Source organism: Streptomyces olindensis, from assembly GCF_040645895.1.
Classification (GTDB): Bacteria; Actinomycetota; Actinomycetes; order Streptomycetales; family Streptomycetaceae; genus Streptomyces; species Streptomyces olindensis.
On sequence record NZ_JBEYZD010000015.1, the window covers coordinates 11,868 to 25,514 of the forward strand.

General features: G+C 71.8%; 9 protein-coding genes. 6 read left to right on the forward strand and 3 right to left on the reverse strand.

Annotation, left to right across the window (positions count from 1 at the left end):
* Positions 1 to 48 precede the first annotated feature (48 nt).
* From ABZ948_RS12000 to ABZ948_RS12020, 5 genes are all read left to right on the forward strand, one after another.
* Positions 49 to 2,079, forward strand: a complete 2,031-nt coding sequence (locus tag ABZ948_RS12000; protein ID WP_359758797.1) for an ATP-binding protein — start codon at positions 49 to 51, stop codon at positions 2,077 to 2,079.
* A gap of 292 nt (positions 2,080 to 2,371) precedes the next feature.
* Complete coding sequence (locus ABZ948_RS12005; RefSeq protein WP_359758798.1) at positions 2,372 to 6,100, forward strand: nSTAND1 domain-containing NTPase; 3,729 nt, start codon at positions 2,372 to 2,374, stop codon at positions 6,098 to 6,100.
* A 129-nt stretch (positions 6,101 to 6,229) separates the two neighbouring features.
* Entirely contained in the window at positions 6,230 to 7,675 is a 1,446-nt protein-coding gene (locus ABZ948_RS12010) for a polysaccharide deacetylase family protein (protein ID WP_359758799.1), read from the forward strand.
* Positions 7,676 to 7,819: 144 nt separating this feature from the next.
* Positions 7,820 to 8,545, forward strand: a complete 726-nt coding sequence (locus ABZ948_RS12015; RefSeq protein WP_359758800.1) for a hypothetical protein — start codon at positions 7,820 to 7,822, stop codon at positions 8,543 to 8,545.
* A gap of 45 nt (positions 8,546 to 8,590) precedes the next feature.
* Positions 8,591 to 9,328 carry a hypothetical protein gene (locus tag ABZ948_RS12020; protein ID WP_359758801.1) on the forward strand — a complete coding sequence of 246 codons (738 nt, stop codon included), beginning with the start codon at positions 8,591 to 8,593 and terminating at the stop codon, positions 9,326 to 9,328.
* A gap of 39 nt (positions 9,329 to 9,367) precedes the next feature.
* Here ABZ948_RS12020 and ABZ948_RS12025 read toward each other — a convergent pair whose 3' ends face one another.
* The 3 genes from ABZ948_RS12025 to ABZ948_RS12035 all read right to left on the reverse strand — a co-directional run bounded on the left by ABZ948_RS12025 (position 9,368) and on the right by ABZ948_RS12035 (position 11,561).
* Positions 9,368 to 9,775, reverse strand: coding sequence for a Pycsar system effector family protein (locus tag ABZ948_RS12025; protein WP_359758802.1), 408 nt, complete (start codon positions 9,773 to 9,775; stop codon positions 9,368 to 9,370).
* Between the two features lie 65 nt (positions 9,776 to 9,840).
* Entirely contained in the window at positions 9,841 to 10,545 is a 705-nt protein-coding gene (locus ABZ948_RS12030) for a TIGR03943 family putative permease subunit (protein ID WP_359758803.1), read from the reverse strand.
* Positions 10,542 to 11,561 (reverse strand): permease, encoded by a 1,020-nt coding sequence (locus ABZ948_RS12035; RefSeq protein ID WP_359758804.1) that lies wholly within the window; start codon positions 11,559 to 11,561, stop codon positions 10,542 to 10,544. The genes ABZ948_RS12030 and ABZ948_RS12035 overlap by 4 nt, the downstream gene beginning before the upstream one ends.
* Before the next feature lie 181 nt (positions 11,562 to 11,742).
* Here ABZ948_RS12035 and ABZ948_RS12040 point away from each other — a divergent pair, with 181 nt between their 5' ends.
* The gene (locus ABZ948_RS12040; RefSeq protein ID WP_359758900.1) at positions 11,743 to 13,638 is read left to right on the forward strand and encodes a potassium channel family protein; all 1,896 of its coding nucleotides are present in this window, start codon (positions 11,743 to 11,745) and stop codon (positions 13,636 to 13,638) included.
* Positions 13,639 to 13,647: the final 9 nt, after the last annotated feature.

The window sequence follows — 13,647 nt, forward strand, 5'->3', positions numbered from 1 at the left end:
CCTCCAGAGATCTTGTGACCCTGGCGGATCCAATATGGAGGGGGAAGCTTGAGTACTCATCTGCGCTTTGCACCGGAAATTCTGATCCGTCTGGGTGAGGAGCTGATCCCGCATCCCGACCTCGGGGTGATCGAGCTGGTTCGTAATGCGTATGACGCGGACGCGACGAGGAGCGTCGTCCAGCTTCACAACGCCACGCAACCTGGCGGAACGCTCGTGGTTGAGGACGATGGGGACGGCATGACGGCCGAAGAGATCCGCGAAGGCTTTCTGCTCATCGGGAGGTCGTCCAAGCCTGGTACGCCAGACAGTCGCTCCAATCGACGCCGGATTGGAGAGAAGGGTCTCGGTCGGCTGGCGGCACTCCGTCTTGGCCGCCGGGTAGAGCTGGTGTCGCGTCCACGCAGCGAGCCCGGCGTGGAGCACTCCCTCGTCATTGACTGGTCTGACTACGAAGCGGTCCGCTCCGTCGAGGAGGTGGAGCTTGAGATCGTGAGCCGGCCAACCTCCAAGGCTGCCGGTACGTCGCTCACCGTGCATCGCCTCAAGCAAGGCTTCGACAACGAGCAGATGGAGCGCCTCGCACGCGCAATGCGACTACTCACTGGCTTCTTCAACGACGAGCTCACAAATTTCACTGCAACGCTCATTGCCCCACAATTTGAGCAGGTATCAAATGCAGTGAACCACAGCTTCTTCGACGAGTGCGAGTACAAGCTGGAGGCCCATCTTGACGAAGATGGGTTCGCGAGTGCCGTTCTTTATGATTGGCGAGGCCAGGTAATCACGCGGGGCGACCACATCGACGTTGCACCAGATACAAGCAGCGGACGCCTTCAATCTCCTCTGCGCTATCAGGCACCAGCCGCATCATTCGAGCTGTGGATGTTCCTGTTGAACAAGCGATCCTTCGAGCTTCGTGGATCAAAACGACGGTACACAGACCTGCGGCCATGGCTTCGAGTCGTAGGTGGTGTTCACCTGTTCCACCGAGGGCTGCGCGTGCACCCTTATGGAGATCAGGGCTTCGACTGGCTGGATCTCAATCTGCTCCGCGCCCGCAGCCCTGAGCTGAGGCCATCGACGAACACTAGTGTCGGTCGGGTATCCGTAGAAGACCCGGACGGACTTCTCGTCCCTAAGACGGACCGGATGGGATTCCAGGAGAATTCTGCATTTATCGAACTGCGAGAGTTCGCCCGGAGTGCCACAGACTGGGCCGCCAGGGAGAGGAAGAGAATCCGGGATAACGAACGGCTAGGGAAACCCGCGCCTGCAAGCCGTAGCGAGTCTAGTTATAGTGTTCAGAATAAGCCACCACGCAGGGTCTCCACGGACCACAGCAGAGTTACAGAGTACGACGGACAGACAGAACTTCTTCCCCTCGTGCCGAGTCCACTCACCCGGCGCCAAGAGCCAGTATTGCCGGTTGTCCCACTGGAGCGTCTTCTTTACAGGTGGCTCGCTACAAGAGGCATCCTTTCCGCCACGTTTACGACTATCCCTGTAGCCGAAGCAGCAGGCGCAGCAGAAAATCAAACCCTCACCATCGCAGCATCGGCGATCGACAGCGAGAGGTTTCGAGTCCAGTCTCTCGATCTCAACGAGGCGGTCGAGCGCTCGCTGAGCGCCCTCCGCCCCATCTTGGAGAAGCAAGGGATTACCCTAGTCGAAGACTTTCGAGACGAGTCGATTCTCGTGGCTGGCTCTATCTCAGACCTGACCTCTATCGTGTGGAACCTAACCATCAACTCCGTTAGTTCATTCGCACACGCCAACGATCTTGATGGTCGAAGCATTTTGGTGCGGACCGACGCTGTCGGAGATCGCGCAGTGCTAGAGTTTTCGGACTCAGGTCCAGGTATCATCGACGTTGACCTCACCGATATGTGGCAGCCTGGCGTGACGGGCGAGGGGAGAAAAAGTACCGGCCTTGGACTAACGGTAGTAAGGGATGCAGTATCCGATATGTGTGGTCGACGGCCTGTGGTCGAGGAGAGTGAGGTATCTGCTGAAGCGTACGGCGAGCTCGGCGGCGCGACGTTCCGTGTTCGCTTGCCTATGCTGCCCGAAGGGTAAAAGGTCAATCTGATTGGCAACACGTTCCAGTCCGCACCAGCACACCGGAAATGTCCTCGGGCCGAGGGGGCTTTCGACGGCAGAGTCCCGTTATGCAAGCGACCAATGTCATCGAAGGCACTCTAAGGTCGGCTCTACGGCTGACCGCTAGATCCCGATGGCGGCTCCCGCACCTCCCCCCCGTTCCGGCCCGCCCCGTGGGCAGCCTCACAGGGCTGGACCTTTGCGCAGGATGCGGTGGAAACGTAGCTTGAACGCCTGTTGTCGGGGTGAAACGTGAAAGGTGCTCTCGGTGGGGCGACGCGAGAAGCCGGTCGACCCCGATGCCGGTCCCGTGCAGCGGCTCGCCTACGACCTGCGGGCCCTGCGGGAGAAGGCCGGGAAGCCGCCGTACCGGGAGATGGCCCAGCGGGCGGGCTTCTCCGTGACCGCGCTGTCGCAGGCCGCGGCCGGTGATCAACTGCCGTCCCCGGCGGTCGTCCGGGCGTACGCCGAGGCGCTGGACGCCGATCCGGACGAGTGGGAGCGGCGCTGGCGGGAGGCCGACGCCGCGGTCCGGGCGCCGGCGCCGGACGAGCGGCCGCCGTACCGGGGACTGGCCCGCTTCGAACCGGATGACAGCGATCTGTTCTTCGGCCGGGAGGCGCTCGTCACCGGCGTGCTGGACCTGGTGCGCGAGCACCGGTTCGCGGCGGTGTTCGGGGCGTCCGGCAGCGGCAAGTCGTCGCTGCTGCGGGCGGGACTGATACCGAGACTGCTGCAGGCGGAAGGTGCCGAGCGGCCGGCGGTGATCCGCGTGCTCACCCCCGGAGAGCGGCCTGCCCGGACGCACGAGACCGCCCTCGTCCCGCGCGCCGGCGACGCGGAGACCTGGGTGATCGTCGACCAGTTCGAGGAACTGTTCACCCTGTGCCACGACCGCGCGGAACGCGACCGGTTCCTGGAGCTGCTGCTCGCGGCCCGGCGGCCGGAGAGCCGGCTGCGCGTGGTGATCGCGGTCCGCGGCGACTTCTACGGCCACTGCGCCGACCACCGTGAGCTGGCCGAGGCCGTCTGCCGGGCCGCTTCCCTGGTCGGGCCGATGAGCCGGGACGAGCTGCGGGAGGTGATCAGCGGACCGGCCGCCTCCGCCGGTCTGCACGTGGAGCACGCCCTCACCGCCCGGATCACCGAGGAAGTCGTCGACCGGCCGGGCGCGCTCCCCATGCTCTCCCACGCCCTGCTGGAGACCTGGCGGCGGCGCCGCGGCCGGTTGCTGACCCTGGCCGCGTACGAGGAGACGGGCGGTGTGCGGGGCGCGATCGCCGCTACCGCGGAGGAGGTGTACGGCGGACTGCCGGCGGAGCAGGGCCGTATCGCGCGGCGCATCCTGCTGCGGCTGATCGCTCCCGGCGAGGGAACACCCGACACCCGCCGTCCGGCGTCCCGTGCCGAACTCGGCGGCGGTGCCCAGGACGTGCTGGAACGCCTTGCCGCCGCCCGGCTGGTCACCCTGGACGGCGACACGGTGGAGCTGGCGCACGAGGCGTTGATCACCGGCTGGCCGCGGCTGGCCGGCTGGATCGAGGAGGGCCGGGAGCGGCTGCGCGCGCAGCGCCGGCTCGGCGAGGCCGCCCGCGGCTGGGAGGAACTGGAACGCGACCCCGGTGCGCTGTACCGGGGGTCGCGACTGGCCCGGGCCGAGGAGCTGTTCGCCCGCGTCGAGGAACCGGACGACGACCTCACCCCGCTGGAGCGCGCCTTCCTCACCGCTTCCCTCGCGGCCAGGGACGCCGAGCGGGAGGCCGGGCTGCGCACGGCGCGACGGACGCGTTCGCTGACCGTCGGTCTGTCCGTGTTCCTGGTGCTGGCGCTGGCCGCCGGCCTGATCGCCTGGCAGCGCGACCGGGCGAGCCAGGAGGAGGCGGCCAAGGCCGCCGCCCGCCGCCTGGCCACGGTGGCCGGGAGTCTGCGTTCCACCGATCCGCGCACCGCGGCGCTGCTCGGGGTCGCCGCCTGGCGGACCGCCCCGCTCACCGAGTCCCGCTCGGCGCTGCTCGGCGCCCTGGCGCAGCCGGAACGGGACGCCTTCACCGACCCCCGGACCGGGAAGGGCGTCCGGCGTTTCCTCGCCGACGGCGGCCGGACCCTGCTCAGCGTCGACGGCACCACGGTGACCGCCCGGAACGTGGCCGATCACAAGGTCACCGCCACCTACCACCTGCCGGACGGTACGGAGGCGGGCGACGCCGGTCCCGACGCGCGCCACCTCGACGTCATCGGACCGGACGGGGGCGCGAGGCTGTGGGACCTTCCGCTGGGCAGGCCCGCCGCCGAGCTGGGCGACGCGTCGCTGCAGGGCAGCGCGTCCGACGGGAGCGCGTACCTCACCGGCCCGGCGGACGGCCCGGCCACGCTCCGGCTGCACCGGACGGACGACGGCAAGGTCCTCTTCAGCACCAACATCCCGCGCACCCTCTCCTCCGCGGCCGTCGGTCCCGGTGGCCGGCTGCTCGCCCTCTGCCCCGCGGAAGGGCCGCTCCAGTTGTGGGACACCGCCGGCGGCAAGCGGCTGCCGGGCGCCTGGGAGAAGGCGGACGCGACGGTGTGCGGCACCGGATCCGGCGCGGACGGCGGCGCGCGTCTGCTGGGTCTCAGCGGGGACGGCAGGCGGCTGACCGCCGTCTACGGCACCCGGGCCCAGGTCTGGGACGTGCGCGGCGGACGCGCGCTCGCCGACTTCACCAGCGGCGGCGACACCGGCTTCTCCCAGGCCGCCCTCTCTCCCGACGGGGAGTTCCTGGCCACGGCGGACGGACAGGAACTCGCCGTGTGGCGGCTGGCGACCGGTGGCACGCAGGTCTTCCGTCAGCGGCTGGCCGCGGACGAGACGCACTGGCTGACCTGGACTCCGGGCAGGCAGCGCCTGCTGCGCTACCTCGATGGCGCCACCGTCCACACCCTCGACCTGACCGACCGGCTCACCCCGCACCGGCAGGGCACCCCGGCCGACGCGAGCGTGCTCAGCCCGGACGGCACCGCCCTGGCCACCGTCGCCCGGTCCGGCAGCGGCTACCGCTTCGAGCTGCGTTCCACACGCACGGGCGCGGTCCTCGCCCGGGCGGCGCTCGGCCCGCTGCCGAGTTCGTCCGACGAGGACGTCCCCCGGCCGGCCTTCAGCCCGGACGGCCGCGCGCTCGTCGTCGCCGACACCGTGTCCTCTCGCGGCTCCCTGCGGCTCCGGTTCACCGTGTGGGACGTAACGACGCACAAGGTGCGCAGTGTCGTGGACACCTCCGGCGCCGCCGACCGCCCGGTCACCGGCCTCGCCCTGGGGCCCGGCGGCCGCACGCTGTGGGTCGTCCGCTCCCCCTACGACAGCGACAGCTCCACGACGGAGGTGTGGGACACCGAGCACCACCGGCGGTCGCGGGACGTGCGGGGTCCGGCCGGGGAGGTGCTCGCCGCGCGCCCGGACGGAGCGCTGCTCGTGAGCTCCGACGATCAGTACGCCGATCTCCGGGCCGGAAAGGTCACCGGGCGCTCGCTCGCCGACGGCCGCGAGGTCACAGCGCTGGCCTTCAGCCCCGACGGCAGCCGGCTCGCCGTCGGCGACTCCACCGGGCACGTCACCCTCTGGGACGGCGCACTCCGCCACCGCACGGGTGCGCTGACCGGCACCTCCGACACGGTCGCCCAGGGCGATCCGGAGGCGGTGGGGGCGCTCGCCTTCTCCTCCGACGGCGGCACGCTGGCCGTGGGCGGCGCGAACGGGACCGTGCGGCTGTGGGACACCGAGTCGCAGCAGCTCCTCGGCGCGGACCTGCCCACGCCCGGCGACGAGATCCGCTCCCTCGCCTTCGCGGGCGACGGCGGCACGGTCTACACCGCCGGTCCTTATGTACCGCTCCTGGGTCTCCCCATCGACCCGGACCGGGCCGTCCGCACCATCTGCGGTCGCACCGGCGGCGGACTGACCGAGGCGCAGTGGCGGACCTACGTTCCTGACGCGCCATATCGGGAGATTTGCCCCGACGAGTGAGGGATTTGATTGTTCACAGTGCCCCGCGGGTCGCTGAAAAACGCCTCCGGCCTGAACGATCAGTGACCAGAACGACCGCGGCCTCCCGTCGGTGACGTCGCGAAATCCCCTCCCCTGAGGTTCTGGTCCATGCGCACTCACGCCCTCTTCCCCTCGCTCCTGCTGCTCGGCGCCCTGTCCCTCACAGCCGCCTGCTCGGCCGGACCGGACGGCCCCTCCGTCACGGCGTCCGCCGACGACGGACGCCCCGGCTCCGCCCCCACCCCGTCGCCGGTCCGCGGTGTCGATCCGTCGAAGATCAAGGGTCTGGAGATCGTCGGCGACAGCAGCGAGCACAGCTCCTGCCCCTTCGCGACGAGCTACCCGGCCGTGCCCGGCGCGGAGGCGATGACGGCCGCGATGAAGAAGGACGTGCAGCGGGCCCTGGACCGCTTCCGCTCGGTGGTGTGCGAGGGCGGCGCGGGCGACACCGAGGGTCCTGATCTCAACATCAGCCACCAGTTCCTCGTCGCGTCCGGCGACGTCCTCGGCGTCCGGCTCACCACCCAGGACGGCAGCGTCGCCGGGTCCGGGCTGTCGAACAGGACGTACTGGTACGACGGCAGGGCCGGCGCCCACCGCACGGCCCTCGGTCTCATCGCCGGGGAGTCACAGGACCGCTTCGTCACCGCGTTGAAGGATCGGCTCAAGGGGCGCGAAGGCGTGGACGCCGCCCTCGACGGCGCGTTCTCCGACCCGGCCTCCCGCTCCGCCGTCCTGGACGACATGGCGTTCACCGCCGACGGCGGGCTGCGCGTGGCCTTCGACCGCGGCGATGTGGGCGCTCCGGCCGCCGGGGCCTACGTGGTGACCCTGCCCAGGGAGACGGTCAGCCCCTGGCTGTCCGCTTTCGGACGGCGCGTCCAGGAGCAGACCAGGACGCCCGGCCGTTCACTCGACCTGGGCGCGAGCCACACCCCCGCGCAGGCCGTGCCCACCCACACCGCCTCCGGCGACGACGACACCGACTGCAGGAAAGCCAAGTGCATCGCCCTGACCTTCGACGACGGACCGGCGGCCCCGGAGACCGCGACCCTGCTGACCTACCTGGCGCGGTACAAGGCCCGCGCCACCTTCTTCACCACCGGCCAGAACGTCGCCGCCCACCCGGACCTGGTCCGCGCCGCCGCCCGCGCCGGGAACGAGATCGGCAACCACTCCTGGAACCACCCCGACCTCACCAAGCTCAGCCCTCAGCAGATCGCCTCACAGCTGAGCCGCACCAGCGCCGCCGTCAAGGCCGCGACCGGCAAGGCCCCCACCCTCTTCCGCCCGCCCTACGGCGCCATCGACCCCCGGGTCCGGGCCGCGACCCGGCTCTCCCCCGTGCTGTGGGACGTGGACACCGAGGACTGGAAGTACCGCGACGCCGCCAAGGTCGCCCGGACCGTCATCAGCAAGGCGGAGCGCAACGACGTCGTCCTGATGCACGACATCCACCCCACGTCGGTGGCCGCCGTCCCGCAGATCCTGCGCACGCTGACCGCCCGCGGCTTCCACTTCGTCACGGTCAGCCACCTGCGCGCGAGCCTCTGACCGGCGTCCACCGCCCGACTGCCCCCCGGCAACGGCCACTTGGATCATCAAGGACGTCCGCCACTACGGCTTCGAGGCCGGCCGTTCGGCCCGAGGCCCCGTGGGCCGGGACCGGTCCCGGCCGACCCGTGGTGCCATGCGGGCATGGGCGCGGAGCGTGTGCTGATTCTGCATCAGGGGGACGACCTCGATGTCGAGGAGATCCGTGGGCTCGTGGACTCGATCGAGAGGGAGTCCGGGGGTGATCTGAAGGGGACGCGGCTCACCACCTATCCGGCGGGCGAGCCGAGCCAGGGGCTGGCCGAGGCCCTCGTGTTCCGGCTGGAGCGGGAGGGCGGGCTCACGCCCGGCTCCCTGTCCCGTACGGCCACGTTCCGGTACGAGGTGTCCGGGGGACGGGTGGCCCTGGCCGTGGTGGTGTGGGCGGGGGAGGCCCACGGCTGGGTGCGGCGGGTCGTCCCCGAGCACCTGCGCAAGGTCGAGGCCACCGGTATGGCGCTGACCCGGCGGCCGGGGTGGCGGCGGCTCGCGGAGGACGGCGCGCTGGCGTTCGTCGCCGGGGCGCCGGACGGGGCCGGGCGGCCGTTCGGCGACGACGTGCACGTGGTCGTGAGCGTGCTGCCCCAGGCCAGGCCGCGGCGGATCCGGCGGCTGATGTCCGGCGGCTACATCCAGTGGGTGGACGGCGTGTTCCGCGGTGCCGGCGCGCCGCTCGGACGCGTCGACGTGGCGCACTGGCTCGTCTGCGTGGACGAGCCGCAGCGCGCCCTGCACCTCGCCTACCTCGCCGCCGACCGGAACGTGATGCCGCTGTTGCCGTGGGAGTTGCTGTCCCGCGCCGAGAAGCGCGGCGGAACGAAGCTGGCGTAGGCGTTCCCTCGGGCGGACGAGGGCCTGGACTCGGAGGCGGTGGTCGTGGTGGCGTGGTTCCGGAGACGGCGGGAGCGGCTGCGGGAGCAAGGGGAGAGGGCCGAGAAGCCGGAGGCGGGGCGGGCCGTCGGCGACGAGTACGTGCTGATGCGGGACGCCGCCGGGGAGTTGGAAGCCCTGTGGATCGCCGACGTGAGACGGGCCGACGACATCCCCATCGGGGAGATCCTCGCGTGGCACGGGCTGCGGGACGACGTGACGACGTCGCGGTACCGGGTCGTCCGCAACACCTTCAATGATCGTGGGGGCGTCTTCGTCCGGTTCGTCGGGGACGAGACGACGCGCCAGGACGGCGATGGGGTGCCGCGGCGGGAACTCGTGGTCGGGGAACGGCACTGCGTCCCGCACGAGGACGTCGACGCGTTCCGCCGCGACGCCGTGGCGGGGAACGTCGCACTGCTGAGGACCACCATCGACGCGGCGTCGGCGAGCGACCTGTACCCCTTGTACGACGCCCTGTCGAAGGCGTTCGGTGAGCAGGCGCCGCAGACCCGGGCCGTCCTGCGCGCCCCGCTGCAGTGTGTGACCTGCCTGCGGACCTACTCGCCCCATCTGATCCACGTACGGGACCTGAAGCGTGAGGGCAGGCCGATGGGCGGGACCGTCAGCAGCGCGGAGGGCGCCCGGCAGGTCGCCCGGGCGCTGGCGATGACGGCGTGTCTGGACTGCGGGGGCGAGGTCGCCGTGTGGGTGTACGACCCCGGCGCCGCAGGTCAGGGGTGATCCCCGTCGGATCCCGGTCAGATCCCGGTCAGATCCCGGTCAGGCGAGCGTTCCCGCCAGGGTTCCCGCGAGGGTCAGGGTGAGGAAGGCCGCGCCCCACACCATCGCGAGGCGGATACGGCGGTACTTGAGCGCGGTCGCGCGGGACAGGAACTCCGGGCGGGTCTGGTGACCGGACGGGAACGGGGGCCGGGCGGCCAGGCCGAGCAGGACCAGCGCCGGTGCGCAGGCCGCGCAGCCGGACCAGACGAGGAGTTGCGGGATCACGGCGTACTGGCCGGGCGCGATGACGCCGGCGGTGATCGCGCCGAGCAGGGCGGTCAGGGCCGCGCCCAGCGTCGCCAGGGTCAGTCCCGCTCTGCTGTCGGCCTTCGCGAGTCGCTCCCGGGCCTCGGTCAGGGGCGCCGGGTCGAGTGCGGCGGTGCGCTCGTCTTCGAGTGTGGTCATGAGTCCCCCTCGCTGAACAGCGGCTTCTCCGGGTACCCGGGAGGGGCATTTCTACTACGGCGGCGTCAGGTGTTCCACGTCTCGTCGTACGGGTCGTGCGGGGTGGGCACCGGGCGGGAGCCGGTGACCTCGATGTACGGGATCGGGCCGTCGTTGACGGGGTCCTTGGTGCGGCGGGGGGTGTACCGGCCGGTGACCTCCAGCCAGGTGTCGGGGCTCAGGACCGGGGGGACGTCGCCGGTGAGGGCGATCTTGACCGGCTGGGCGTCCGCGGCGCAGCAGTTGAGGCCCATGCGGACCAGGTAGGGGGTGCCCGCCCGGTCCAGGGTGACGAAGCCGGTGATCTTCAGCTGGCGGCCGCGCAGGGAGCGGCCGTCGTCGTAGACCGCCCGGCCCGCGTAGTCGGCGACGCCGAGGCGGAGGGGGCCACGGTCGGGGAGGTCCGGGAAGCCGAAGGGCTTCGTCAGGGCCGTGCCCGTGTGGGCCGCGCTGTAGGAGCCGAGGGCCGGCGGGGCGACCAGGATCAGGGCGAGCACCGGGAGGGTGAGCAGCCAGGAGACGCGGGGTTCGTGGTGGTGGACGGCCGTCTTGCCGCGGCGGCGGTCGTACCAGAGCGTCGCCGCCGCCGTCGCGATCAGCACCGCGCCCGCCAGCAGGACCAGCGGGCGCAGGCCCGACTTGACGTAGCGCAGGTAGAGGTCGGTCGTGCCGGCGTGCAGCAGGGTCGCGCCGAGCAGGAACAGGAGGGCCGACTGGGCCAGGCGGTTCACAGCAGGACCGTTCCGGTCAGGGCCGACACGACGACGGCCAGGGCGAAGGTCGCGGGGGCGAACCGCAGGGCGAAGGCGCGGCCGAAGGTGCCCGCCTGCATCGCGAACAGCTTCAGGTCGATCATCGGCCCCACCACCAGGAACGTCAGACGGGCCGTCAGGGAGAACTGGGTCAGCGAGGCCGCCACGAACGCGTCCGCCTCCGAGCAGAGGGAGAGGAGCACGGCCAACACGGCGAGGACCAGCACCGACAGCACCGGGTGGTCGGCCGCCAGACGCAGCCAGCCCGCCGGCACCACCGCCTTCAGGGTCGCCGCGGCCATCGCGCCGACCACCAGGAAGCCGCCCGCGTGCGTGACGTCGTGCCGCACCGCGTCCCAGAAGGCCGCCCCCTTGCCCTGCCCCTCGTGCGAGGTCCCGGCCGGGAGGCGCAGCCAGTCCGTGCGGCCCAGGCGGTGCCAGAGCCAGCCCATCGCGCAGGCCACCAGCAGGCTCGCGACGAAGCGGGCCAGGACCATCTCGGGGTCGCCGGGGAACGCGACGGCCGTCGCCGTCAGCACGATCGGGTTGATGGCGGGCGCCGAGAGGAGGAACGCCAGGGCCGCGGCCGGTGTGACCCCTCGGCGGACCAGGGCCCCGGCCACCGGCACCGACGCGCACTCGCAGCCCGGCAGCACCGCGCCCGCCGCGCCCGCGACCGGGACCGCCAGGGCCGGGCGGGCGGGCAGGGCCCGGGCGAAGAAGGACGGCGGCACGAACACCGCGATCGCCGCCGAGAGCAGCACGCCCAGCACCAGGAACGGCAGCGCCTGGACCATGACCGCGACGAACACCGTCATCCAGCTCTGCATCACGGGTGCGGACAGCGCCCCGCGGATCGGGTCCTGGAACATCACCGCCGTGAGCAGCAGGAGAGTGAGGAGGAGCGGGGAGTCGAAGTGCCTGCCCTCTTCGCGGTCCGGCTCGCTGTCCGCGCGCTCGCCGCTCTCCGGCGGGGCGGTCTTCGTGATGGCCACGGGCCCGGTACCTCCGCCTGTGCGCACGGGCATTCCCATTCCCTCCCCTTCTGTACGCGCCGACGGGCCCGGGCGTTCAAGCCCCAGGGCCCTTTTCTGGAACCAGCCGTCCCGGTGAGGCAGTCTTCTCCTCGTGGGGAGCGTTCCGAACCAAGGTCAGCCGGGTGACACGGCCACGCACATGATCGTGTGCGGTGACGACGGGCTGGCGCACCGGCTCGCCGCCGAACTCCGGGGCGTCTACGGCGAACAGGTCACGCTCGTGGTGCCGCCCTCGGGCCGCCGGGTGCGGCAGCCGGTGGTCGGACGGGCCCGGGCCGCGTCGGCCGCGCTGCTCGACCGGTTCGTGAACGCGGCCGCCAACCGCTCGGGCACGGGCGGCGCCGAACCCGCCCCGGCCGAACAGGTCGTCGAGGCCGCCGAGATCACCGAGGCCGTGCTCGGCGAGGCGGGCGCCGACCGGGCGGCCGCGCTGGCGCTCGTGTACGACGACGACGAGACCAACATCCGCGCCGCCCTCACCGCCCGGCGCCTCAACCCCCGTCTGCGTCTCGTACTCCGGCTGTACAACCGGCGGTTGGGGCAGCACATCGAGGAACTGCTGGACCAGACGGCCGCCCTGGCCGGCGCGGCGGGGCCGGGCTCCGCGGGACTCGACGCGTCCACGACCGTGCTCTCCGACGCCGACACGGCAGCGCCCGCGCTGGCCGCGACCGCCCTGGTCGGCACCAGCAAGGTCGTCCAGACGGAGGGGCTCGTACTGCGCGCGGTGGAGCGGCAGCCGCCGCGGCCGGGCGAGGTGGCCGATCCCGGGCTGTGCACCCTGGCGCTGCTGTCCGCGACGAGCAACGACCCGGCCGGGGCGGACGGTTCGGAGGGCAGCGGGGAGCAGGGGCCGCGGCTGCTGCCGGACGAGGCGGCGGTGGCGTCGGCGACCGGGCGCGGGACCGTGGTCCTGGAGCAGGTGTCGTACTCCGGGCCGTCCCTGCCGTCGGGCCGGGGCGGTGTGCCGCCGTTCGCCTCGCTGTTCTCGCGCCGGCTGCGCTGGTCGCTGGCCGGTCTGGTGGGATGTGTGCTCGCGCTCGCCGTCGCGCTGATGTTCGTGACCGGGGAGCATCCGCTGTACGCGACGTACGTGACGCTGCTCGACCTGTTCGGCATCAACGACCCCGCGTTCCACGCGTCGACGGGGCGGCAGGTCCTGCAACTGCTGTCCGGGCTGGTCGGGTTGCTGCTGCTGCCGGTGCTGCTGGCCGCGGTGCTGGAGGCCCTGGGCACGTTCCGCAGCGCGTCCGCGCTGCGCAAGCCGCCGCGCGGGCTCGGCGGGCACGTGGTGCTGCTCGGGCTCGGCAAGATCGGCACGCGGGTGCTGACGCGGCTGCGGGAACTGCACATCCCCGTGGTGTGCGTGGAGTCCGATCCGGAGGCGCGGGGTCTCGCCACGGCGCGGCGGCTGCGGGTGCCGGTGGTGCTCGGGGACGTCACGCAGGAAGGGGTGCTGGAGGCCGCGAAGATCCATCGGGCCCATGCGCTGCTGGCGTTGACCAGTGCGGACACGACGAATCTGGAGGCCGCGCTGTACGCCCGGTCCGTGCGGCCGGACCTGCGGGTGGTGCTGCGGCTGTACGACGACGACTTCGCGACGGCCGTGTACCGGACGCTCCGGGCCGCGCACCCGTTCGCCCTGACCCGGAGCCGGAGCGTGTCGCACCTGGCCGCGCCCGCGTTCGCCGGGGCCATGATGGGGCGGCAGATCCTGGGGGCGATTCCGGTGGAGCGGCGGGTGCTGCTGTTCGCGGAGGTAGAGGTGGCCGGGCATCCGCAGCTGGAGGGGCGCACGGTCGGGGACGCGTTCCGGGCCGGGGCGTGGCGGGTGCTGGCGCTCAACACGGCTCCCTCCGGGCGGCGCGGTGACGGGGAGGGCGCGGAGGAGGACGGCGCTCCGGCTTCGGGGCTGGTGTGGGATCTGCCGTCCACCTATGTGCTGGGGTCCGGGGACCGGGTCGTGCTGGCGGCGACACGGCGGGGGCTCGCGGAGCTGCTGGGGCGCAGACGGCGGGAGCGGACCGGGACGTGACGCCGAGCG